Below are 22,710 nucleotides of genomic sequence, written 5' to 3' on the forward strand. Positions count from 1 at the left end.
CGTGAAATATGTCACAAGCGGATAGTCGAAATTATGCCAGGGCAGATCCTTTAAACAGTTTTTGTAACAAATACAATAACTAAAGAGGTTAAAAACAAAAGTTAGAGTTATTGCTCAGTTTTGGTTTCTCTAGCATGTTATATGGATAATTAAGATTAAAAGCTCATTACTTTAAAACTAAAGACAGGTTTATTTCTGCTCATTAGTAAACAGACATAAAAAAAGCTCCACCAAAGGTGGAGCTTTCTTATATTCGAGTTTTGCCTATGGGCGAGCAACAAAACCTACTGCTTCGTACGCTTTCTTCAACGTTTCAGCCGCGCGTGCCGATGCTTTCTCAGCGCCTTGCTTCATCACTTCGTTCATGTAAGCGCGGTCAGCACGGATACGGTGGTATTCAGCTTGAATAGGCTCAAGCATAGTAACTAGAGCTTCACCAACGTCTTTCTTGAATGGACCGTACATTTCAACGCCTTGGTATTTCGCTTCAATCTCTTCAAAGCTCATACCTGTTGCTGCAGAGTACAGACCCATTAGGTTAGAGATACCTGCCTTGTTGTCCCAATCGTGAGCGATACGCGGTGGCGTTTCTGTGTCGGTTTGCGCTTTGTTGATCTTCTTAATGATCGACTTAGGCTCTTCCAACAGCGTGATAACGTTCTTACGGTTGTCATCAGATTTTGACATCTTCTTGGTTGCGTCTTGAAGGCTCATTACACGCGCATTTACCGTCGGAATGTAAGGCTCTGGCACTTGGAAGATTGGCTGCTCTGGTGAGTAGATGTTGTTAAAGCGGTTAGCAATATCACGCGCTAGTTCTAGGTGTTGCTTCTGGTCGCTACCTACAGGCACTTGGTGCGCGCCGTAAAGCAGGATGTCTGCCGCCATCAGTACTGGGTAGTCAAACAGACCCACGTTTACATCACCAAACTGGCTTGAGCTGTCGTTTGAGTAACGTGCAGATTTGTCTTTAAACTGCGTCATACGACCCAGTTCACCCATTTGGGTGTAACAGTTAAGAAGCCAACCAAGTTGAGCATGCTCTGGTACGTGTGACTGAACAAATAGCGTGCTCTTCTTCGGGTCAACACCAACTGCCAGACAGATCGCCAGTGCATCTAGAGTCGCTTCATGCAGCGCTTTAGGGTCCTGACGAACCGTAATCGCGTGAAGGTCTACCACACAGTATTGGCAATCATAATCGTCTTGCATCTGCTGCCATTGACGTAGAGCACCCAAGTAGTTACCGATACTTAGTTCACCTGAAGGTTGAACACCACTCAATACAATGGGTTTGCTCATTAGAATGATTCCTTTGACTTCTTAATCTAATTAAATGAAAAAAACCGTGCAGTAATAGGTGCACGGTTTACTCAGTGTACTCATTAACGAGTATTTTGGAAGCTCTTTTGTAGCCGTTATGCAGAAACCGCTACGACATCCAATAATTCTGCCAAACTGTCAGCGACGAAATCTGGGTTTGACGCCGAAATTGGCTCGCCGTGGTTATAGCCGTAAGTTAAGCCAAATGAGGCACAACCTGCATTCTTCGCCGCCAAGATATCGTTTTTCGAATCGCCGACCATCAGCATTTCACTTGGCTGAATTTGGTGTTTTTCCATCAACCAGTTCAGTGCGACTGGGTTTGGTTTTTTCTCTGGAAATGCATCACCGCCAAGAACATCAACAAAGTATTTTGCGATGTCGTGCTTTTCCAAAACGTCAGGCACAAACTTTGAAGGTTTGTTAGTCACCAACGCCATAACAAAGCCCGCTTTATGTAGTTCTGCTAGTGTCTCTTTTACCGTTGGGTAAAGGTGGCTTAGCTTATGACCGCTTTGCTCATAGTAATCATCAAACAGTACACGCGCTTTAGCACGAAGCTCTTCGCTCAGCTCTGGATTGATGGTCAGGCTTTGGCTTAATGAACGACCGATCAACACGTCTGCACCGTTACCGACGTAGTCACGAACCTGCTCTTCTGAAACAGGCGGAAAGCCAAGCGCTTGTACCGCTTGGTCAGCGGCTACTGCGAGATCTGGCACGCTATCAAGCAACGTACCATCAAGGTCAAAGGCGATGAATTTAATGTCTTGTTGAGTCATAACTTCCCTGAAGATTTTTATTTATAAATCGGTGAAAACGACAAAGGATGGCACCCCATCCTTTGTTTTTATCATTATGTCTGACTTTGCAGTAACTATTTGTTTATTAGAAATTTGTCTAGCAATTACTTTGCAGCAATACGCTGACGAACCGCTTCAAACAAACAGATGCCAGATGCCACAGATACGTTCAAGCTTGAAACGCTACCTGCCATTGGGATCTTAATCAAATCATCACAGGTTTCGCGAGTCAGACGACGCATGCCGTCACCTTCTGCCCCCATAACGATAGCAAGAGGACCAGTCAGTTTTGCTTGGTAGATGTCGTGCGTTGCTTCGCCCGCCGTACCAACAAACCAGATACCTTGCTCTTGCAGTGTACGCATAGTACGAGCCAAGTTAGTCACTCGGATCAATGGCACGACTTCAGCTGCACCACAAGCCACTTTGCTTACGGTTGCGTTCATCGGTGCAGAACGATCTTTCGGTACGATGATCGCCGCTACGCCAGCTGCGTCGGCATTACGTAGACAAGCACCTAAGTTATGCGGATCCGTCACGCCATCCAACACCAATAGTAGCGGTGATTCGTGCTGCGCTAGGATGCCATCAATGTCATTTTCATTAAGCTGTTTCGCAGCTTTAACACGGGCAATGATGCCTTGGTGATTAGCACCATGCGCTTTGTCATCTAAAGTTTTACGTGTCATTTGTTGAATCGAAACACCACAGACCTGAAGATCATTCAAGATTGGCATTAGGCGATCGTCTTGACGGCCTTTTAGGACGTATGCTTCGATAAAACGTTCTGGTTCACGTTCCAATACCGCTTTCACTGCGTGAATGCCGTAGATAAATTCGTTACTCATTATTTAACCTGTTGTTCTGGTCGTATTGCCTACGCCAACCTACCTCTCTGTATCCAGAATAGATTGGCGATTCAGCCTACTGAGCGTCGCTGTTGGTACGCTTGCTCTTCTTCGACTTACTGTGTGGCTTTTTCTTACGTGCTTTCTTTGGCTTTTTCACGCCTTCAGTGTCGCCTCGTTTCGCTCCACCTTTACGAGGCTTATCTGCTTCTGCAGGTTCTGGTCGCTTAGTGGGCTCAATCGCAGGTATCGCACGCGTGCCGCCTTTCGTTGCTGCACGTTTTTTCTCTTTCGCTTTGCGTTTGGCATCTGCTGCGCGTTTCTTCGCAGTCTTACCTTTGCCGCGTAGCTTACGGCTTGTTTCGATTAATTCAAAGTCAATTTGCTTGTCATTTAAGTTAACCGCAAGCACTTTCACTTTCACCGCATCGCCTAGGCGATAGATGTTACCGAAGCTTTCACCGATAAGTCTTTGACCAATCGGATCAAATTGGTAGTAGTCGTTCGCTAGTGTTGAAATGTGCACCAAACCATCAATATGCAGCTCAGTCAGACGAACAAAGAAACCAAAGCTGGTCACGTTGGCAATAACACCATCCAACTCGTCGCCAACGTGGTCTTGCATGTATTCACACTTCAACCAATCAGCCACTTCACGAGTTGCGTCGTCTGCACGGCGCTCTGTCATCGAACACTGCTCACCATAGAAATCCATGTCGTCAAACGAGTAGTGGTAACCACCAGTTGGCGTCCAACGATCTTGGTTACGACCTTCTTCTTTAGCAATCAGATATTTGATTGCGCGGTGAAGCAGCAAGTCAGGGTAGCGGCGAATTGGCGACGTGAAGTGCGCGTAACGTTTCAGCGCTAGACCAAAGTGACCGGCATTGTCTGCGTTGTAGACCGCTTGCTTCATTGAGCGCAGCAGCATGGTTTGAATCAGTTCTTTGTCCTGACGTTCTGCGATTTGTTTTACTAAGTCTGCGTAGTCGGTTGGTGATGGCTCTAGACCACCTTTCAGATCCAGACCTAGCTCACCGAGGAAATCGCGGAAACCTTGCAGGCGCAGTTCACCCGGAGATTCGTGAACACGGTACAACGCTGGCTCTTTCGCTTTCTCAACGTAAGACGCTGAAGCGATGTTGGCTAGGATCATACATTCTTCGATGATCTTATGTGCGTCGTTACGAATCACTGGCTCAATGCTTTCAATCTTACGATCTGCGTTGAAGATGAACTTAGCTTCAACGGTTTCAAATTCGATCGCACCACGGTTATCACGCGCTTCTTTAAGTACTTTGTACATCGCGTGCAACTCTTCAAGATGAGGAACGACAGCGTGATAACGCATACGTAGTTCTTCATCCCCTTCTAGAATCGCGCCCACTTTGTTGTAAGTCAGACGAGCGTGCGAGTTCATCACGGCTTCGTAGTGCTTGTAGCCCGATAGTTTACCAGTGTCAGAGATGGTCATCTCACACACCATACACAAGCGATCTACCTGTGGGTTAAGTGAACACAAACCGTTTGATAGCACTTCAGGTAGCATTGGCACCACTTGCGATGGGAAGTACACCGAGTTACCACGGTTGATGGCTTCTTTATCCAGCGCAGAGTCTGTACGTACATAGTAACTTACGTCAGCAATCGCTACCCATAAGCGCCAACCGCCGCTCTTTTTCTTCTCACAGTACACAGCGTCATCGAAGTCACGAGCGTCTTCACCATCAATGGTTACCAACGGTAAGTCACGCAGGTCGACCCGACCCACTTTCGCTTCTTCTGGAACTTCTTCGCCCAGATTTTCGATTTGCTTATCCACCGCTTCTGGCCAGTCGTGTGGAATCTGGTGGGTGCGGATTGCAATTTGCGTTTCCATACCTGGCGCCATGTTTTCGCCAAGGACTTCAACCACTTTACCCATCATGCCACGTGAGCGAGAGCCACGGTCGGTGATCTCAATCACAACCACATTACCCATACGGGCACCCGCTTTGTGCTCATTTGGGATCAGGATGTCTTGGCTGATGCGCGAGTCATCAGGGACAACGTATGAGTAACCGTATTCAAGGAAGAAACGACCCACGATCTGCGTGTTGCGCTCTTCTAAAACGCGCACAAGACGCCCTTCACGACGACCACGTTTACTGTTGTCAGTTGGTTGCACCAATACGTAGTCACCATGGATGATGTGTTTCATCTGGTGATGTGGCAGCACAATGTCATTATCCTTGCCAACACTGCCTTCTGGACGAACCCAACCATGGCCATCTTTGTGGCCAATTACGTAACCTTTCACCATCTCGAGTTTTTCTGGCAACGCGTAGCACTGACGGCGCGTAAACACGAGCTGACCATCACGCTCCATTGCACGCAATCGACGGCGCAAACCTTCGTACTGCTCTTCACCTTCAAGTTTCAGCGCTTCGAACAAATCATTGCGATTCATCGGCACGCCCGCTTCTTCTAGAAACTCAAGAATAAACTCTCGGCTTGGGATTGGATTTTCGTAATTTTTGGATTCACGATCTGCGAAAGGATCGTTTGGAATGTTGTCTGACATAGGCACGCCTATCTAGCAAGGAAGGTATAGAGCTAGTATATCCGAGTCTCTCGATAAGCTACAGAAATTGCTTTAAAAAAGAGTCTTAGTAAGAGGATTTTAAAGGCGTAAACAACACTATGGACGAGCGAGTAAGATTAGCAGTTCCGAATTATCACTCAATAGTTCTTCAATCGTGCAGCCATCCAATTCCGCAAGAAAAGCCATTTTCGCTTTGGCGAGCTTTTCTTTTAGGCGGCATGCTGGCGTGATGTGACAAAATTCCACGGAACAATTCACCAAATCTAACGGCTCTAAATCGCGCACTACTCCCCCCACGGTAATCTCTTCTGGAGCCTTCAATAAACGAATACCGCCATTTTTCCCGCGAACGGTGTGCACATAACCAAGCTGCCCAAGGCGATTGATCACCTTCACCATATGGTTCCGTGATACACCAAATAAATCAGTCACTTCAGTAATATTTGTCAGCTCATCTTTAGGCAGTGAAGCCAAGTAAATCAGGGTTCTTAGCGCGTAATCGGTAAAGCTGGTTAACTGCATATTGCTATCCTCTCTAGTAGCAAAAGTGTAAATCTTTTCTTGATCGAAAGATACATTTGAGATACAACTTTAAACATGCATTATAAATACAACTTTAAATAGGAAGTCATTATGCTCAGCAATCAAACCATTGATATCGTAAAAGCAACCGCACCACTGCTTGCCGAAACTGGTCCAAAGTTAACCGCGCACTTTTATGATCGTATGTTCACCCATAACCCTGAGTTGAAAGACATTTTCAACATGAGCAATCAGCGTAACGGTGACCAACGTGAAGCTCTATTTAATGCTATCTGTGCTTACGCAGCCAACATCGATAACCTACCAGCACTGCTTGGTGCAGTAGAGAAGATCGCCCACAAGCACACCAGCTTTATGATCACTAAAGATCAGTACCAAATCGTTGGTACACACCTACTGGCGACTATCGATGAGTTGTTCTCTCCGGGTCAGGAAGTGATTGATGCATGGGCAGAAGCTTACGGCGTACTTGCAAACGTGTTCATTCAACGTGAAGAGCAAATCTACCAAGAGAATGCTGCACTTCAAGGTGGTTGGCGTGGGCTGCGTGAATTTGAGTTGGTGGGCAAGCAGCTTGAAAGTGAAAACATCTGTAGCTTTGTTTTCAAACCAACCGATGGTGAAGTGGTTTCTGAGTACAAACCGGGTCAATACCTAGGTATCTACATCAACAGCGATAAGTTCGAAAACCAAGAGATTCGCCAATACAGCCTATCCTCTGCGGTTCAAGAAAATACTTACCGTATCTCGGTAAAACGCGAACAAGGCGGTAAAGTATCGAACTTCCTTCACGATGAGTTGAACATCGGCGATAAGGTACAACTTGCTGCACCTGCGGGTGATTTCTTTATGGATGTGGACGCGGCTACACCAGTTGTTTTGGTGTCAGCGGGCGTTGGTCTAACTCCGACTCTATCGATGCTTGAGAGCCTTTCTGAGCACCAAGCGCCAGTAACATGGGTGCACGCAGCAGAAAACGGCCAACAGCACGCATTCAAACAGCACGTAAACCAAATCGTGAATGCAAAAGAAAACATGAACTCGTTAGTTTGGTACAACCAACCAACAGCAGAAGATAAGATTGGTGAAGACTTCCAATTCACGGGTTTCGTCAACTTAAATGAAATTGAAGCAGCCCTTAAGCAAGACAACGTACAAGTCTACTTCTGTGGCCCGGTTGGCTTTATGCAGCACGTCGCGAAACAACTGCTTGAGCTTGGCGTAGCGCAAGAGCAGTTCCATTACGAGTGCTTCGGTCCACACAAAGTCGTTTAATCGCTCACGATTACCGTCGGGAAAAACAACAAAGCCCACATGATGTGGGCTTTGTTGTATCTATTCGCAGAGCTTTATGAAGTTACTGGTGTTTTAAAAGTACACCTACCAGAAGGTGTCGCGGCGCTTAGCGCGCGCAATAATGTTTTGTGGCATGCGTTGCTCAAGACCGTTTCTCAGCATCGCAATACGTTTGTGCTTTCTTTGATCGGCAGTCACCGAATTATAAAGCCAACGGTAGGCATCTTCGTAATCCAAAGGGCTACCGTAATCACGCAGCAATAGCTCAGCAAGATGAATACGCGCATTTAAGTTGCCCATTGCCGCCGCTTCTCGCAGGTATGGGATTGCACGTTCTTTATCTTGTTGGACTAAAGTACCGCGAGAGTAATAGCGGCCAAGTTGCTCTAACGCTGCAGGTAAACCTTGGTGGGCTGCGTTTTCCATGTAGTAAAGACCAAGCTCTACGTCTTGCTCTACACACACGCCCCACGCAAGCATATCGCCATAAAGGAATTCATAAGACGGCAAGTTAATGCGCGTCGCACGTGCCACGATATCTTCCACTAGCTGGCAGTTATCAGCGCGCACGCGCTCTAGGTGCTTATTCTGCTCAATAAGCTTAATCAATTCTGCTTCGGTGTAGATAGGAACTGGCGCCCCTACATCGGCAACATTTGCCTTAGCCGATGTTGCACTCAGCATCAATAACAGTGAAGCAGCCACTGTTCGTAACTTCATATATGTACTCTTTAAGGTATCTAAGAAACCAAAGATCAGCCAAGGATCTCCTCTGCTTGATTACCTTATCGGCAAAGGTTAGTTAAGCTTTAGGCAAATTTTGCCTCCTGTCTAATCTTAACGGCAACAACTTGCCATATCGAGTACGATTTTTCACCAATGGTTCTAATTCACAAATATAAAAAAACCGGCCATCATAGCCGGTTTTTAAAAATCTCTAACGAGTATCGATTAAGCTTCGAATGGGTGAACCTTAATGATGGTTTCGTTACGGTCAGGACCAGTTGAGATGATGTCTACTGGCACGCCAGTTAGCTCTTCGATACGCTTGATGTAATCTAGAGCAGCTTGTGGTAGCTCATCGATTGATTTTGCACCGAATGTGTTCTCAGACCAACCTGGCATTGTTTCGTAGATAGGCGTCGCTTTTTCAAATGCTTCAGCAGCCATCGGAGAAACTTCTAGCGTAGAGCCATCTTCCATCTTGTAACCAGTACAGATTTTTAGCTCTTCTAGACCATCTAGTACGTCTAGTTTAGTTAGACAGAAACCAGATACAGAGTTGATTTGGATTGCACGACGCATAGCAACAGCATCGAACCAACCAGTACGGCGTAGACGACCTGTTGTCGCACCGAACTCGTGACCCACTTCACCTAGGTGTTTACCTACTGGATCTTGCTTGTCTAGACCGTCGTATAGCTCAGTCGGGAATGGACCTGCACCAACACGAGTACAGTAAGCTTTCGCGATACCAAGGATGTAACCGATATGACGAGGACCGAAACCAGAACCTGCAGCAACACCACCAGCAGTTGTGTTAGAAGAAGTTACGTATGGGTAAGTACCGTGGTCGATATCAAGTAGCGTACCTTGTGCACCTTCGAACATGATCTTGTCGCCGCGCTTACGTGCTGCGTCTAGTTCGTCAGTTACGTCGATAACCATAGAAGTTAGTAGTTCAGCGTAACCTTTCGCTTGCTCAAGTACTTCTTCGTAGCTTACTGCTTCAGCTTTGTAGAAGTTAACTAGTTGGAAGTTATGGAATTCCATTACTTCTTTTAGTTTCTCAGCGAAAGATTCCATATCGAATAGATCGCCAACGCGCAGACCGCGACGAGCAACTTTATCTTCGTATGCTGGACCAATACCACGACCAGTAGTACCGATAGCTTTTTTACCGCGAGCGATTTCGCGAGCTTGGTCCATTGCAACGTGGTAAGGAAGAATTAGAGGACATGCTTCAGAAATGAAAAGACGTTCGCGTACTGGAATGCCGCGCTCTTCAAGAGGTTTCATTTCTTTAATTAGAGCTTCAGGCGATAGTACAACACCGTTACCGATAACGCATTTTACGTTATCGCGAAGGATACCTGATGGAATTAAGTGAAGAACGGTTTTTTCACCGTCAATTACAAGTGTGTGACCTGCATTGTGACCGCCTTGGTAGCGTACCACGTATTTTGCATCTTCAGTTAAAAGGTCTACAATTTTACCTTTACCTTCGTCACCCCATTGGGTGCCTAGAACGACTACGTTATTTCCCATCTTTCCAAGTCTGATTGCTAGTTAAAAATGGATTCTAGCACCGAATCACACTTCTTGCAGTCATTTTTTGTTCACAGAGTGGATACCAGAATGCAAACTCGCCAATCTTACTCATTTCGAAATCACTACATCACTGATAATATTTACTTTTCAGAATTCGACTAGGGATCATGATGTCAGAGTCTATTTGGCTAGCGATAGGGCTAGTATTGATCGTTGAAGGTATTGGACCGTTGATCGCCCCAAATGGTTGGCGCAACATGGTCGCTCAGTTAAGTGAGCAACCGGATAACCAGTTGCGTCGCATTGGCGGTTGTTTAGTAGTAGCGGGCGCCGTAATCGCCATCATGATGAGTTAACATACTCGCGGTGCCTATCCGATATTTATCCAACAGATACCAAAAAGGCTCCATCACGGAGCCTTTTTAATTTGCTGTAACGCTTAGCTTATTTCGCTTCTGCGCCTTTCGCATTGTTCATGTATTGGAAGAACTCACTCTTCGGATCCAGAACAAGGATGTCACTCTTAGAGCTGAACGATTTTTCGTAAGCTTTTAGAGAACGTAGGAAGCTGAAGAACTCAGGATCTTTGTTGTACGCATTCGCGTAGATCTTCGCTGCTTCTGCATCCGCTTCACCTCGTGTTACACGAGCTGTTTTGTCTGCTTCTGCAAGAATTGTTGCCACTTCAAGCTCAGCTTGCGCGCGGATTACTTCTGCTTTTTCACGACCTTGAGAACGGTGCTTACGCGCTACCGACTCACGCTCTGCGCGCATACGACGGTAGATAGATTCACTGATCTCATCTGGTAGGTTGATCTTCTTCATACGGAAATCAACGATGCGAACACCCAAGTCTTTCATTGCACTATCGCGCGTGTCTTTCAACACTTCAGACATGATTAGGTCACGTTCACCATCGATTTCCAATGCTTCACGAGCAGCTTCAGTACTCACTTCATCACTGTTTGCATCTTCTGGAAGTACGTCATTATTGCGTGGACCAGATACGATTTGCTTGATTTCACGAGAACCGATTTCTGCACGTAGCACGTCTGTTACCTTACGCTCAAGAAGCGCTTCAGCTGTCAGTGTGTTACCACCGCCAGTTGCTAGGTAGTAACGACCGAAATCTTCAATACGCCACTTCACGTAGGTATCGATGATTACGTCTTTTTTCTCAGACGTTACGAAACGGTCAGCACGGCCATCCATTGTTTGGATACGCGCATCTAACTGCTTAACTCGATCAAACAGTGGCATTTTGAAATGCAGACCCGGCTCGTAAATACGAGTGATGTCGTTGTTATCTTTCAAGACACGACCGAATCGTACCACAATACCACGCTCACCTTCAGGAATCACAAACAGTGACATCAGCATTAATGCCAGTGCGATTACCAATACAGGGATCATTAACTTACGCATTTCTAGTATCTCCCTTGACGTGAACCAGTTGAACGAGACTGTGTGTTCGAAGTGTCTTGCTGAGCACGTTCAGACTCTAATTGAATGTGATCGTACGTTGAAGTCGACTTCGATTTACGTTTGGTGTCTGTTTGACCTTCTTGACCAGCCAATTTATCAATTGGAAGGTATAGAAGATTACCGCTTGATTCAGAGTCAATCAGCACTTTCGATGTGCTGGAGTACACTTCTTCCATCGCATCTAGGTACAGACGATCACGAGTTACACCTGGTGCAGCTTGGTATTCAGGCAGTAGTTTTTCAAACTGAGCCACTTGACCAAGAGCTTCGTTGGTTACACGTTCGTTGTAACCTTGTGCTTCTTTCTTCAAACGCTCAGCACGACCTGTTGCCTTCGGCAAGATTTCGTTCTTGTACGCTTCTGCTTCACGGATGAAACGCTCTTCATCCTCACGCGCTGCGATTGCATCATCAAACGCATCTTTAACTTGCTCTGGCGGACGCGCAGACTGGAAGTTCACATCAACAATCACGATACCCATATCGTAGCTATCGATAATTTGGTTTAGTGTCTCTTGAGTGCTTTGACGAATTTGCTGACGACCACTTGTTAGGATGCTATCCATTAGTGAGTCACCAATTACTGCACGTAGTGCAGAATCTGTTGCTTGACGCAAGCTATCGTCTGCATTAGTTACGCGGTACAGGTATTTGTATGGGTCAGCAACACGGTATTGAACGTCCATCGCTACCGTTACTACGTTTTCATCTTTAGTCAGCATTAGACCAGATGCACGTAACGAACGAATCGCTTGCACGTTAACCGCTTCGTATTCATCAATAAAACGAGGACGCCAGTTCAGACCTGGGTCTACGATACGGTCGTATTTACCTAAACGCAGCACAACACCACGCTCTGCTTCACCGATGGTGTAAAAACCAGCGAAGAACCACACCGCAATCGCAATAACTGCAATCACGCCGAAGCCAATTGCGCCACCGCCACCGCCGATAGAAGAACCACCGCCGCCTTTTTTACCAAACTTACCACCCAGCTTTTGACTCAGTTTGCTGAACACTTCATCTAAATCTGGCGGACCTTGGTCTCGGCCACCAGGACGCTGGCCACCACGATTATTATTACCCCAAGGGTCATTATCGCGGCCATTGTTGCCGTTGTTATTTCCAGGCTCATTCCACGCCATTAGAAAGCTCCATCATTTGATATGACGTTATACTGTAGCAGTCCTTTAAGTGACTATAAAGTCGACTAAAACTGCCCCTTCTCTTTTTTCAAGTCTAGACCAATCTACCTGTTGCATTCGAATATCGATCAACAAGTTACCTTCCTGGTCATATTCCTCACGTTGAATACACTTCATTTGGAAGAATGTACTACGGAATCGTCCTTGATACTGTGGAGGAATTCGCAACTGATGCTCAACCATTTGCGACGCCAAACGTTCTGTCAGCGCATCAAACAGGAGATCAATGCCCAATCCGTCCATCGCAGAGACCCAGACCGCACGAGGTATACCTTCCTCATCACGTTCTATACGTGGTTTCTGCTCTTCTAGATTATCAATCTTGTTCATTACTACGAGCGTCGGCACTTCATGTGCGTCGATCTCTTCTAAAACTTCATGAACAGCTTGAATATTCTCACGAAAACGCTCATCACTGGCATCAACAACATGTAACAAAATGTCAGCTTCTTGCGTTTCTTGCAAGGTTGCTTTGAAGGCAGCAACCAAATCGTGAGGTAGATGTCGGATAAAACCAACGGTATCTGCAAGTATTGCAGGCCCTACATCTGCTAACTCTATCTTACGTAAGGTAGGATCAAGAGTAGCAAACAGTTGATCTGCGGCATAAACGCCAGCTTCTGTTATACGGTTGAAGAGTGTCGACTTACCCGCGTTGGTGTAACCCACAAGAGAAATCGTTGGGATTTCTGCTCGGTTTCGGGCACGGCGCCCTTGCTCACGCTGCTTCGCTACTTTTTCAAGTCGGCGAAGGATGGCTTTGATTCTGTCACGCAATAATCGACGGTCAGTTTCTAACTGAGTTTCACCCGGCCCACGTAGACCGATACCGCCTTTCTGCCTTTCAAGGTGCGTCCAACCACGAATCAAACGAGTAGAAATATGACGAAGCTGGGCTAGCTCTACTTGCAGCTTACCTTCGTGTGTTCGTGCTCGTTGGGCAAAAATATCGAGGATGAGACCAGTGCGGTCGAGGACTCGACATTTGCACAGTGCTTCGAGGTTACGTTCTTGGGCAGGAGAGAGGGAGTGATTAAAAATCACAATTTCAGCACCCGTTAATTGCACCGTAGTAGCAATTTCTTGTGCCTTGCCCTCTCCGACATAGTATTTCGGGTGTGGGGATTGACGACTACCAGTTACAACTTGTAGCGCCTCAACCCCAGCGGAAGAAACCAGCATTTCGAATTCAGCCAGATCTTCCCATTCACCTTCTTGCGTGAAGTTGATATGAACAAGTACGGCTCGCTCACCGGATTCATAACGGTCAAACAAGCAATCAACTCCTTATTTTAACAATACTAAATGAAGAATTAATCTTCAGATTTCTCTTGTGGACGGTCACCCTGAGGACGATCACCACTGTGGTGGCTCACTGGACGAGCCGGAACAACTGTAGAGATTGCGTGCTTGTACACCATTTGATTTACAGTGTTTTTCAATAGAATCACGAACTGATCGAATGATTCGATCTGACCTTGTAGTTTGATACCGTTCACAAGGTAGATAGATACCGGGATACGCTCACGACGTAGCGCATTTAGGAATGGGTCTTGTAGAGATTGCCCCTTAGCCATTTTATTTTCCTTATTTAATTTGTAGTTGTAATTATTTAGCTAGCGGTGCAATGCAAAAGGTACTGCTTTTTGCATCTGAGCTAAACGAATCAAAATGCACCCTAAGTAATTAGCAGCATAGTATAAAAACTGCCAATAACAGATCCTTTGAGAGTGCGATCACGCAAAAACGATCACATTATACACAGCTATCTCAATCAGATGCTATTGCTTCTGACATGGTTTCGAGTGCTTGTTCAATGTTGTCGCTATCCAACCAAGTTAAATCATTCCAGCTGCGTAACCAGGTGATTTGACGCTTGGCCAATTGACGAGTTGCACAGACGCCACGAAATATCGCTTCGTCACGAGAGCACTCCCCGTCTAAATACTCCCACATCTGTCTGTAACCAACACAACGTATTGATGGAAGATCAGGATGAAGATCGTCACGCGCATACAGCGCTTTCATCTCATCTTCAAAACCTGCCTCCATCATCTTCTCGAAGCGTAGTTCAATTCGACGGTGAAGTTCTGCCCTGTCCTTGGGAGCTATTGCAAACTGTTTGACTCGGTAAGGCAAGCTATCACCTTTTGTTTGAGTCAACTCAGTAAGAGTTTTACCTGAAATGCGGAATACTTCCAACGCCCTCGATAAGCGTTGAGGATCGTTTGGATGAATTCTCGCAGCTGATACAGGATCAATCTCTTTCAGCTCATCGTGCAACACCGACCAACCTTTAGTCAATGCCTCTTGCTCAATTTGCTGACGAATTTCAGGATTTGCAGCAGGAAGAGGTGATAAGCCTTCAAGTAAGGCTTTGTAATACAGCATGGTGCCGCCGACTAACAGCGGAATTTTTCCTTCTGCAACAATGTCATCCATTGCCTGCAATGCATCACGACGAAAGTCTGCCGCAGAGTATGCTTCACTGGGATCAAGAATATCGATAAGACGATGCGGCGCTAGGCTTAGCTCACGATCATCTGGCTTTGCAGTACCGATGTTCATGTCTTTGTAGATCAACGCTGAGTCCACGCTGATGATCTCAACCGGATATTTCTGGCGCAGGCGAATCGCTAGCTCTGTTTTACCTGATGCTGTTGGCCCCATCAAAAAGAGGGCCAAAGGTAGTTTGTCTGTCATGGTCTTAATTTGGCAATCGTGGCAGAGAAATCAACAGCAGACACAAATTTCGTGTCTTCTAATGGCAATTGACCATGTCTTAGCTGTTCAAGTTCCGCAATAATTTGAATGGCTTCGGATAGAGTATAGTGGCTCTTAACAGTCGTGACCTGCAAAGCAAGCCAATCTATCAGCTCTGATAGCAGCTGAACCGTTGCCACCTCTCCTCTCACGCGAGTTTGCGCGTAAGATAACAGATCTGGTATCAAATTTTGTAAGTTTTGTTGACGCAGTGGTGATGGCACACCCATGACCATCAAAGCTTTGTCATTTCGAGCTTTCAATTGAATGCCCAACTGCGCAAAGTCTTGCTGATAATCGCGCGCAAGCTCAACTAATTCCGGCTCCAACTTAACGGATAATGGAACTAACAGTGGCTGAGCTTTTAACGCTCCATCGCTTGGTGTGAGCTGACCTTTGGTTCGATAAAATTCAGCTCTTGGCAGCGCAACCAAAGCCACACCGCTGTCGCTGCTCATCAAGACAAACTGTTCGTCCACCACAGCCAGCGCTTTACTTAGTGCCGTAACAGGCGGTAAAGCAACTTCTGCCGATGTGCTGACTGGCGCTTTTGGGGACTCTGTTTGAGGCTCAAAATCAGGCGTCTGAAGCAACTCATGATAAGCACGTACTTCTTGTTTACTTGGTGCAGGCTCGGCATGACGTTGTTCTTTACTTGAAGTTGGTTTAGGCGCTGGTTTTGACTCAATCCAATCTGTTCGCTTGAAAGAATCCGCCGCTCGCGCTTCTCGTATAGAAGCGTTACTTGATTCCCTATCGCGAGATTTCGCTTCATAGTCTGAACGCCCTGGATAGGCAGGTGTGTTATCAATTGCTTGATACACTCGCTCAGGTACAAGTGAACCCGTTTGCTCTGGTTTACTTACTGGCTCCGGCGAACTTGCTGCTTCAGGCGCAGAGGTCATCGTCTCAAACGGTTCTATCGGCTCGGCAAGATCTGCATGGTGGAACGCGGACTCGTTGACGTGCGGTTTATCAATCACTGAGCTTTGCGCAAGAGCATCCGCCAGTGCCTGATAAATAAAATCGTGCACTAAACGTGCTTGATGGAAGCGCACTTCATGCTTCGCAGGGTGCACGTTGACATCCACTTGGTGCGGATCAAGCTCAATAAACAATACATACGCAGCGAATTGATCTGGCTTTAAACTCGTTTCATAGCTTTGACGGATAGCGTGATTGATCAACTTGTCACGCATCATGCGACCATTCACGTAGCAGTATTGTAAGTCACTCTGCTGCCTCGCCCCTTCCGGAGTGGTGATCCAGCCATGAAGCTTAAGTCCTTGATGCTCAAGCTCGATGCGAAGCATATTACGCACAAAAGCATTGCCACATACCGCTGCAATGCGTTTTTCTGTTTGAAGCTGATTCTTTGCCGCACGATATTGGCGGATCATTTTGCCGTTATGGCGAACATTGATAGTGACATCAAAGCGGCTTAAAGCGATACGCTTAAGCAATTCATCAATGTGAGCAAATTCGGTTTTCTCGGTGCGGAGGAATTTGCGGCGCGCAGGCGTATTAAAGAACAGATCTAAGACTTCAACCGAGGTACCAATTGGGTGTGCAGTCGGTTGCAGCTTAACCTTCATGTCTCGCCCTTCCGAGTAGGCGCTCCACGCTTGTTCTTGTGCCGCTGGACGAGATGTCATGGTCAGGCGCGATACCGAACTGATACTCGCTAGCGCCTCCCCACGGAAACCCAAACTCATGATGGCTTCAAGATCGTCCAATGTGTGGATCTTAGAGGTGGCATGACGACTCAACGCGAGACCTAACTCATCTTTCACAATCCCCTTGCCGTTATCGCGCACGCGAATCAGCTTGGCGCCTCCTTTCTCAATATCAATATCAATTCGAGTAGCGCCAGAGTCGAGACTGTTTTCTACCAGTTCTTTCACGACAGAGGCGGGTCTTTCCACCACTTCCCCTGCCGCGATTTGGTTTGCCAGACGAGCGGGCAAGATCTTAATGGTCATGATGAGTTATAAGCTCACTTATTTGTTTGGAATGATCAGCACCTGTCCCACGGCAAGTTCATCAGAACGCAGGTTATTCGCTTTGCGGATGCTGGATACACTCACGCCGTATTTCGACGCAATCTTACCTAGGTATTCACCACGAGCAACTTTGTGCTTACGGATTGGTTTGTCTTTTACCGCAACGGTGATCTTCAGTTTCTGACCAACCCACAAGGTATCTGACTTGAGATTGTTCTGCCTACGAATATCTGCAATCTTCACTTTGTAGTGACTTGCGATCTTACCGAGGAACTCCCCTGATTTAACAGTGTGGGTGATCGTCTTTGTTTCAACGGTATTTGGCTTATTCGGAATAGCAATCGAAGCCGCTCCCATACCCGGGATTTTTAGTTTTTGTCCAACAGCCAAGCTACTAGACTTGAGCTTATTCTCACTCATGATCGCTTTCGTCGACGTGCCGTATTTCTGCGCAATTACAGAAAGTGACTCACCACGTTTCACAGTATGAACGGTCGGCTTAGCTGAAGATGAGAAAACCGTCCCTTCTGGTGGGTTGTCTTTCAAGTACTTCACTACGGCTTTAGTAATCGCTCGCGCCAGCTTATCTTGATGAGAACGTTGGAATAGCAACTTCTCTTCAGTCGGGTTAGAGATAAAACCAGTCTCAACCAATACTGATGGGATCTGTGGTGAACGTAATACCGCAAGGCTGGTATTAATTGGTTTTGAGTTATGTAGACGAGCAACTTTGCCCATCTCGCCCAAAATCTCAGTCGCTAACTTATAGCCCTCCTTTTGAGAGTGACTGAACTGAAGATCCAATAAGGTTTGGTTCACATTGCGATCACTGGAGTTACTAACAAAAGCCGTACCTGAACCACCAAGCAACTCTGATTGTTTCTCATGATTTTCCACCCAGCGAGAAATCTCTGTGTTCGCGCGGCGAGTGTTCAACACAAATACCGAGCCACCGCGTGGTTTAGGTGAGGTAAATGCGTCAGCGTGAATGGAGATCAACAGATGAGCATCATTCTCACGAGCAATTGCAACACGACGGTTTAAGTTGACGAAGTAGTCGCCGGTACGAGTCATACGTGTTTTGATACCAGGAACGGCATTCAATTGGTCTGAAATCTTACGAGCAATGCTCAATACCGCGTCTTTTTCATACTTACGACGCGATGGACCTATCGAGCCAGGATCTTCACCACCGTGACCTGGGTCTATTGCAATAAGGATTTCTTGTGCACGATGCACAGTACTCATATCTTTGCTCGGTGACGCTGGCTTACTTGGTTTTGAAGCACTCGTGGTCGTCGACTTGTTCGAGCCATGTGACAAATCAATAACTAAGCGATGGCCGTATTGCCCCCCAGGTGTAGGCTTGAGTTTGAATAACTCAGCTTTGACACTTTTCTTTAACTCAAAAACTAGACGGTAAGTGTCTTTATTTGGCGGGCTACTTTTACGGACACGTTTTAATACTGGACTGTCCGTGACAGTAACCGGCAACTTAGCTTGCATTGAGGTGTTTTTGAGATCCACCACTAAACGATCTGGCCCAGAGAGAGAAAAATAAGAATAGGTAGCTTCCGCGCTTAAATCGATGACGACTCGAGTCTCATCAGGAGAAGGCCAAACTCGGAAACTTTTAACGACGTTAGCAAAGGCTAAATTAGGGATGATAAGGAGAAAAGTGGCGACTAACATCGCCACTGCTCTAAATTTTGAAAGACTCAACATAGCTCCAATTGACTGAGTAGTTGCTCACCATATTCATTGTTTGCGGTTAGCTCCGCGATACGTTGCTCACCCTGATAACGAATGTTCATATCAAGATCTGGCTTAGGTAGCAACCCGTGTCCTTTTTCAGGCCATTCAACTAAACAAATTGCATCATCAGTGAAATAGTCTCGAATCCCCATGAATTCCAGTTCTTCAGGATCAGCAAGACGATAAAGATCAAAATGGTAAACTTGCCACTTATCCAACTGATAAGGCTCGACCAACGTGTATGTCGGGCTTTTTACATTACCTTGGTGGCCAAGAGCACGGACAAAACCACGGCTAAATGTTGTTTTACCCGCACCTAAATCACCGTGCAAATAAATGGTGGTTTGTTGAGAACAAAGCTGAGCCAATGCGGTTCCAAGTGCTACCGTTTCATGCTCATCTTTAAGATTAAATTGTTTCGTGCTCATTGATGCTTCTCTAACTAATGATCGTTGACTATATAAAAATCAAAAGAACAAGAATAGTAAACTGTGTTGGTTTTGAGAGACAAGCTCTCAAATGTCATATATGCGAAAAAACAGCCAAAAAGACGAAACCTAATTAACTGATTCTATTGAATGCATAAGCAAAATTTCTCATGCCTAAATCAACTTTTGATAACTTTGTTTCAAAATTCATTCTCACTCCTGGCTACTCGACTTTCTGGTAGCACCATTGAATAAGATCCGGTAAGATCCGCCCCCCTTTATCTTGGTGGTGAACATGAACTACGAACAACTCGCACAACAAATAAAAATTTGGGGTAAAGAGCTTGGCTTTCAGAAAGTCGGTATCTGCGATGTTGATCTTAGTGAACATGAAGCTGCCCTGCAAAAATGGCTCGATGCTGGCTATCACGGCTCAATGGACTGGATGGCTCGTCATGGCATGATGCGCGCTAGACCAGATGAGCTGTTGCCAGGGACTGTCCGTGCCATCAGTGTCCGTATGGACTACCTTCCACCAGAGGCGAAGTTTGCCTCTAATTTGGCAAACACAAACCATGCTTACATCAGCCGCTACGCATTAGGGCGTGATTACCATAAATTGGTGAGAAAGCAGCTTAATAAACTTGGCAAACTTATTGAACAAGAAGTTGGGCAATTTGGCTATCGACCTTTCGTCGATTCCGCCCCAATCCTTGAGCGTCCATTGGCACAGAAAGCAGGATTAGGCTGGACTGGTAAACACTCACTCATTTTGGATAAAGACTGTGGGTCATGGTTTTTCCTTGGTGAACTACTTATCGACTTGCCATTGCCAGTTGATGAACCGAGCGTTGACCAATGCGACAAATGTAAGGCATGCATCACCTCATGCCCAACACAGGCAATCGTTGATGAGAAGATTGTGGATGCTCGGCGTTGCATCTCTTATCTCACCATTGAGTTTGATGGCGTGATCCCTGAAGAGTTCCGCAAGCCAATGGGAAATCGTATCTATGGGTGTGATGACTGCCAGTTAGTTTGTCCTTGGAACCGATATGCCGAAATTACCGAACAAGAAGACTTCCACCGCCGAGAGAGCTTTGAAGAGCCAGATCTTGTGACCATGTTTAATTGGGATGAATCAACATTCCTCAAACAGATGGAGGGTTCTGCGATTCGTCGCATTGGGCATCTGCAATGGTTGCGTAATATTTCTGTCGCACTTGGTAATGCAGAATACAGCCAACTAATAATAGAGGCTTTAGAAGCTCGCCAAGGTGAAAACAAATTACTGGATGAGCATATCGAATGGGCTCTAGAGCAGCAATTTAACCAAATTCCTGCCAATCAATCAGATTCTATCGATACAAAGAAGAAGCGTTTAATCAGAGTTGTAGAGAAAGGTCTTCCACGAGACGCTTAACGCGTAGCTCATATGCAAGAGATTGAAAACATTTTTTGCATCAGCAAATCATGATTTTGTTCTCAAATTCTGAAATGTGGAAAAAAAGATTTAAGTCTTGTGAAATTGAGCTATTAAAAAAAGTTAAACACAGCTTAAAGAAATGACTAGGATCAAAAAAACACAAAGTAATGATCCAGAATTAACGCATCCGATCCGCAATAAAACCACTTTTATCTATAAATAACAGTAACTTAGATATTTTAGGGAAAGTTTTATCACCGTCGAATTTAGAAAAGATCTTTCTTTACAACCTTTAAACCCCAAACAGAAAACACTTTATCAACCAACTTATCCACAGAACAAGATATGTGGATAACTCTGTTAATTAAAGATATAAAAGTGCCTGAGCATCAGGATATTCATTGGACGGCCGACTTTTATCATGTTTAAAACACAAACAAAATCGTCCGACATCATTTGATGCGGATTAAGGTTTTGTTTTTTAGGGATTGATGCTTCTCAGCATTATGAAAAGAGCGATGAGACTGGTTGTAACACTTCAAATAATGAAAGTTACATCCATCGATGGTTTAAAAACTACTAAAACTATCGCTTGGAAATTGGTTGCGGGGGCCGGATTTGAACCGACGACCTTCGGGTTATGAGCCCGACGAGCTACCAAGCTGCTCCACCCCGCGTCCATGTATTATCGATTAATACGATAATAGAAACTGGAGCGACACACGAGGTTCGAACTCGTGACCTCAACCTTGGCAAGGTTGCGCTCTACCAACTGAGCTAGTGTCGCAATGTCACTGTTAAGCACAATGAGGGCTATCAAATTGGAGCGACACACGAGGTTCGAACTCGTGACCTCAACCTTGGCAAGGTTGCGCTCTACCAACTGAGCTAGTGTCGCATGTCACTGTTAAGCACAATGAGGGCTATCAAACTGGAGCGACACACGAGGTTCGAACTCGTGACCTCAACCTTGGCAAGGTTGCGCTCTACCAACTGAGCTAGTGTCGCAATGTCATTGTTAAGCACAATGAAGGCTATCCCCACTTTTCTAAAAGAAAGTGGAGCGACACACGAGGTTCGAACTCGTGACCTCAACCTTGGCAAGGTTGCGCTCTACCAACTGAGCTAGTGTCGCATTGGTTGCGGGAGCCGGATTTGAACCGACGACCTTCGGGTTATGAGCCCGACGAGCTACCAAGCTGCTCCATCCCGCGTCCATAGTTCATCATTTAAGGTATGATGAAAACCTTTTAATTTGGAGCGACACACGAGGTTCGAACTCGTGACCTCAACCTTGGCAAGGTTGCGCTCTACCAACTGAGCTAGTGTCGCATTGGTTGCGGGGGCCGGATTTGAACCGACGACCTTCGGGTTATGAGCCCGACGAGCTACCAAGCTGCTCCACCCCGCGTCCGTAGTTCACCATTTAAGGTATGATGAGAACCTTTTAATTTGGAGCGACACACGAGGTTCGAACTCGTGACCTCAACCTTGGCAAGGTTGCGCTCTACCAACTGAGCTAGTGTCGCATTGGTTGCGGGAGCCGGATTTGAACCGACGACCTTCGGGTTATGAGCCCGACGAGCTACCAAGCTGCTCCATCCCGCGTCCATAGTTCATCATTTAAGGTATGATGAAAACCTTTTAATTTGGAGCGACACACGAGGTTCGAACTCGTGACCTCAACCTTGGCAAGGTTGCGCTCTACCAACTGAGCTAGTGTCGCATTGGTTGCGGGGGCCGGATTTGAACCGACGACCTTCGGGTTATGAGCCCGACGAGCTACCAAGCTGCTCCACCCCGCGTCCGTAGTTCACCATTTAAGGCATGATGAGAACCTTTCTTTCCACTTTAGAAAAGTGGAGCGACACACGAGGTTCGAACTCGTGACCTCAACCTTGGCAAGGTTGCGCTCTACCAACTGAGCTAGTGTCGCATCAACAACGTTTCCGTCGTTCAGGGCTGCGAATTATAAGA

At 46.1% G+C, this 22,710-nt stretch carries 18 protein-coding genes and 13 tRNA genes; 3 read left to right on the forward strand and 28 right to left on the reverse strand.

Annotated elements, in window-relative coordinates:
- Window positions 1-264: 264 nt before the first annotated feature.
- The 5 genes from trpS to nsrR all read right to left on the reverse strand — a co-directional run bounded on the left by trpS (window position 265) and on the right by nsrR (window position 6,080).
- Window positions 265-1,302 (reverse strand): tryptophan--tRNA ligase, encoded by a 1,038-nt coding sequence (trpS, locus tag J4N37_RS14645; protein WP_005432761.1) that lies wholly within the window; start codon window positions 1,300-1,302, stop codon window positions 265-267.
- A 116-nt stretch (window positions 1,303-1,418) separates the two neighbouring features.
- On the reverse strand, window positions 1,419-2,105 hold the full coding sequence (locus J4N37_RS14650) for a phosphoglycolate phosphatase (protein WP_252041270.1): 687 nt from the start codon (window positions 2,103-2,105) through the stop codon (window positions 1,419-1,421).
- 125 nt (window positions 2,106-2,230) lie between these two features.
- Window positions 2,231-2,974, reverse strand: coding sequence for a 23S rRNA (guanosine(2251)-2'-O)-methyltransferase RlmB (gene rlmB, locus J4N37_RS14655; protein WP_005438340.1), 744 nt, complete (start codon window positions 2,972-2,974; stop codon window positions 2,231-2,233).
- Window positions 2,975-3,050: 76 nt separating this feature from the next.
- Window positions 3,051-5,537, reverse strand: coding sequence for a ribonuclease R (gene rnr, locus J4N37_RS14660; protein ID WP_252041272.1), 2,487 nt, complete (start codon window positions 5,535-5,537; stop codon window positions 3,051-3,053).
- Between the two features lie 117 nt (window positions 5,538-5,654).
- Window positions 5,655-6,080 (reverse strand): nitric oxide-sensing transcriptional repressor NsrR, encoded by a 426-nt coding sequence (gene nsrR / locus J4N37_RS14665; protein WP_010443993.1) that lies wholly within the window; start codon window positions 6,078-6,080, stop codon window positions 5,655-5,657.
- 111 nt (window positions 6,081-6,191) lie between these two features.
- On the opposite strand from nsrR, the gene hmpA reads away from it, so the two are divergent.
- The gene (gene hmpA, locus J4N37_RS14670) at window positions 6,192-7,376 is read left to right on the forward strand and encodes an NO-inducible flavohemoprotein (RefSeq protein ID WP_038884078.1); all 1,185 of its coding nucleotides are present in this window, start codon (window positions 6,192-6,194) and stop codon (window positions 7,374-7,376) included.
- 105 nt (window positions 7,377-7,481) lie between these two features.
- Here hmpA and motX read toward each other — a convergent pair whose 3' ends face one another.
- Together motX and J4N37_RS14680 are read right to left on the reverse strand one after the other, a co-directional pair.
- Entirely contained in the window at window positions 7,482-8,117 is a 636-nt protein-coding gene (gene motX / locus J4N37_RS14675; protein WP_012126472.1) for a flagellar protein MotX, read from the reverse strand.
- Between the two features lie 231 nt (window positions 8,118-8,348).
- The gene (locus J4N37_RS14680) at window positions 8,349-9,665 is read right to left on the reverse strand and encodes an adenylosuccinate synthase (protein ID WP_010443999.1); all 1,317 of its coding nucleotides are present in this window, start codon (window positions 9,663-9,665) and stop codon (window positions 8,349-8,351) included.
- 173 nt (window positions 9,666-9,838) lie between these two features.
- Here J4N37_RS14680 and J4N37_RS14685 point away from each other — a divergent pair, with 173 nt between their 5' ends.
- Window positions 9,839-10,024 carry a DUF2065 domain-containing protein gene (locus J4N37_RS14685; RefSeq protein WP_010444000.1) on the forward strand — a complete coding sequence of 62 codons (186 nt, stop codon included), beginning with the start codon at window positions 9,839-9,841 and terminating at the stop codon, window positions 10,022-10,024.
- Between the two features lie 88 nt (window positions 10,025-10,112).
- On the opposite strand, the gene hflC is transcribed toward J4N37_RS14685, so the two are convergent.
- The 8 genes from hflC to tsaE all read right to left on the reverse strand — a co-directional run bounded on the left by hflC (window position 10,113) and on the right by tsaE (window position 19,307).
- Window positions 10,113-11,093 (reverse strand): protease modulator HflC, encoded by a 981-nt coding sequence (hflC, locus tag J4N37_RS14690; RefSeq protein ID WP_071236479.1) that lies wholly within the window; start codon window positions 11,091-11,093, stop codon window positions 10,113-10,115.
- A 2-nt stretch (window positions 11,094-11,095) separates the two neighbouring features.
- Window positions 11,096-12,298 (reverse strand): FtsH protease activity modulator HflK, encoded by a 1,203-nt coding sequence (hflK, locus tag J4N37_RS14695; RefSeq protein WP_010444004.1) that lies wholly within the window; start codon window positions 12,296-12,298, stop codon window positions 11,096-11,098.
- Window positions 12,299-12,343: 45 nt separating this feature from the next.
- Entirely contained in the window at window positions 12,344-13,633 is a 1,290-nt protein-coding gene (gene hflX / locus J4N37_RS14700) for a ribosome rescue GTPase HflX (protein ID WP_010444006.1), read from the reverse strand.
- Between the two features lie 38 nt (window positions 13,634-13,671).
- Entirely contained in the window at window positions 13,672-13,935 is a 264-nt protein-coding gene (gene hfq, locus J4N37_RS14705; RefSeq protein WP_005438329.1) for an RNA chaperone Hfq, read from the reverse strand.
- 193 nt (window positions 13,936-14,128) lie between these two features.
- Window positions 14,129-15,061: a tRNA (adenosine(37)-N6)-dimethylallyltransferase MiaA gene (gene miaA / locus J4N37_RS14710; RefSeq protein ID WP_010444012.1), complete on the reverse strand. Its 933-nt coding sequence runs from the start codon at window positions 15,059-15,061 to the stop codon at window positions 14,129-14,131.
- Window positions 15,058-17,103, reverse strand: coding sequence for a DNA mismatch repair endonuclease MutL (gene mutL, locus J4N37_RS14715; RefSeq protein WP_252041274.1), 2,046 nt, complete (start codon window positions 17,101-17,103; stop codon window positions 15,058-15,060). The genes miaA and mutL overlap by 4 nt, the downstream gene beginning before the upstream one ends.
- 18 nt (window positions 17,104-17,121) lie before the next feature.
- Window positions 17,122-18,849, reverse strand: coding sequence for a LysM peptidoglycan-binding domain-containing protein (locus tag J4N37_RS14720; RefSeq protein WP_045389457.1), 1,728 nt, complete (start codon window positions 18,847-18,849; stop codon window positions 17,122-17,124).
- Complete coding sequence (gene tsaE, locus J4N37_RS14725) at window positions 18,843-19,307, reverse strand: tRNA (adenosine(37)-N6)-threonylcarbamoyltransferase complex ATPase subunit type 1 TsaE (protein WP_010444015.1); 465 nt, start codon at window positions 19,305-19,307, stop codon at window positions 18,843-18,845. Before tsaE ends, J4N37_RS14720 begins: the two co-directional genes overlap by 7 nt.
- Window positions 19,308-19,602: 295 nt before the next feature.
- Here tsaE and queG point away from each other — a divergent pair, with 295 nt between their 5' ends.
- Window positions 19,603-20,730 (forward strand): tRNA epoxyqueuosine(34) reductase QueG, encoded by a 1,128-nt coding sequence (gene queG / locus J4N37_RS14730; protein ID WP_045389460.1) that lies wholly within the window; start codon window positions 19,603-19,605, stop codon window positions 20,728-20,730.
- Between the two features lie 603 nt (window positions 20,731-21,333).
- Here queG and J4N37_RS14735 read toward each other — a convergent pair.
- The 13 genes from J4N37_RS14735 to J4N37_RS14795 form a co-directional block, all read right to left on the reverse strand.
- Window positions 21,334-21,410: transfer RNA gene (locus J4N37_RS14735), tRNA-Met, on the reverse strand.
- A 34-nt stretch (window positions 21,411-21,444) separates the two neighbouring features.
- Window positions 21,445-21,520, reverse strand: a tRNA-Gly gene (locus J4N37_RS14740).
- Window positions 21,521-21,555: 35 nt separating this feature from the next.
- A tRNA-Gly gene (locus J4N37_RS14745) sits at window positions 21,556-21,631 on the reverse strand.
- A gap of 34 nt (window positions 21,632-21,665) precedes the next feature.
- Window positions 21,666-21,741 (reverse strand) — tRNA-Gly (locus tag J4N37_RS14750).
- Window positions 21,742-21,792: 51 nt separating this feature from the next.
- A tRNA-Gly gene (locus J4N37_RS14755) sits at window positions 21,793-21,868 on the reverse strand.
- 2 nt (window positions 21,869-21,870) lie between these two features.
- A tRNA-Met gene (locus J4N37_RS14760) sits at window positions 21,871-21,947 on the reverse strand.
- Between the two features lie 42 nt (window positions 21,948-21,989).
- Window positions 21,990-22,065 (reverse strand) — tRNA-Gly (locus tag J4N37_RS14765).
- A 2-nt stretch (window positions 22,066-22,067) separates the two neighbouring features.
- Window positions 22,068-22,144, reverse strand: a tRNA-Met gene (locus J4N37_RS14770).
- A gap of 42 nt (window positions 22,145-22,186) precedes the next feature.
- Window positions 22,187-22,262 (reverse strand) — tRNA-Gly (locus J4N37_RS14775).
- Between the two features lie 2 nt (window positions 22,263-22,264).
- A tRNA-Met gene (locus tag J4N37_RS14780) sits at window positions 22,265-22,341 on the reverse strand.
- A gap of 42 nt (window positions 22,342-22,383) precedes the next feature.
- Window positions 22,384-22,459: transfer RNA gene (locus J4N37_RS14785), tRNA-Gly, on the reverse strand.
- Window positions 22,460-22,461: 2 nt separating this feature from the next.
- Window positions 22,462-22,538: transfer RNA gene (locus J4N37_RS14790), tRNA-Met, on the reverse strand.
- 55 nt (window positions 22,539-22,593) lie between these two features.
- Window positions 22,594-22,669 (reverse strand) — tRNA-Gly (locus tag J4N37_RS14795).
- Window positions 22,670-22,710: the final 41 nt, after the last annotated feature.

The organism is Vibrio sp. SCSIO 43153, from assembly GCF_023716625.1.
GTDB classification, from domain to species: domain Bacteria; phylum Pseudomonadota; class Gammaproteobacteria; order Enterobacterales; family Vibrionaceae; genus Vibrio; species Vibrio rotiferianus.

Coding starts and splice junctions, on each gene's coding strand:
- hmpA (WP_038884078.1), top strand. CDS start 6,192: ATGCTCAGCAATCAAACCATTGATATCGTAAAAGCAACCGCACCACTG.
- tsaE (WP_010444015.1), bottom strand. CDS start 19,307: ATGAGCACGAAACAATTTAATCTTAAAGATGAGCATGAAACGGTAGCA.
- J4N37_RS14685 (WP_010444000.1), top strand. CDS start 9,839: ATGTCAGAGTCTATTTGGCTAGCGATAGGGCTAGTATTGATCGTTGAA.
- mutL (WP_252041274.1), bottom strand. CDS start 17,103: ATGACCATTAAGATCTTGCCCGCTCGTCTGGCAAACCAAATCGCGGCA.
- queG (WP_045389460.1), top strand. CDS start 19,603: ATGAACTACGAACAACTCGCACAACAAATAAAAATTTGGGGTAAAGAG.
- hflC (WP_071236479.1), bottom strand. CDS start 11,093: ATGCGTAAGTTAATGATCCCTGTATTGGTAATCGCACTGGCATTAATG.
- hflK (WP_010444004.1), bottom strand. CDS start 12,298: ATGGCGTGGAATGAGCCTGGAAATAACAACGGCAACAATGGCCGCGAT.
- miaA (WP_010444012.1), bottom strand. CDS start 15,061: ATGACAGACAAACTACCTTTGGCCCTCTTTTTGATGGGGCCAACAGCA.
- motX (WP_012126472.1), bottom strand. CDS start 8,117: ATGAAGTTACGAACAGTGGCTGCTTCACTGTTATTGATGCTGAGTGCA.
- hfq (WP_005438329.1), bottom strand. CDS start 13,935: ATGGCTAAGGGGCAATCTCTACAAGACCCATTCCTAAATGCGCTACGT.
- nsrR (WP_010443993.1), bottom strand. CDS start 6,080: ATGCAGTTAACCAGCTTTACCGATTACGCGCTAAGAACCCTGATTTAC.
- J4N37_RS14680 (WP_010443999.1), bottom strand. CDS start 9,665: ATGGGAAATAACGTAGTCGTTCTAGGCACCCAATGGGGTGACGAAGGT.
- trpS (WP_005432761.1), bottom strand. CDS start 1,302: ATGAGCAAACCCATTGTATTGAGTGGTGTTCAACCTTCAGGTGAACTA.
- rnr (WP_252041272.1), bottom strand. CDS start 5,537: ATGTCAGACAACATTCCAAACGATCCTTTCGCAGATCGTGAATCCAAA.
- J4N37_RS14650 (WP_252041270.1), bottom strand. CDS start 2,105: ATGACTCAACAAGACATTAAATTCATCGCCTTTGACCTTGATGGTACG.
- rlmB (WP_005438340.1), bottom strand. CDS start 2,974: ATGAGTAACGAATTTATCTACGGCATTCACGCAGTGAAAGCGGTATTG.
- J4N37_RS14720 (WP_045389457.1), bottom strand. CDS start 18,849: ATGTTGAGTCTTTCAAAATTTAGAGCAGTGGCGATGTTAGTCGCCACT.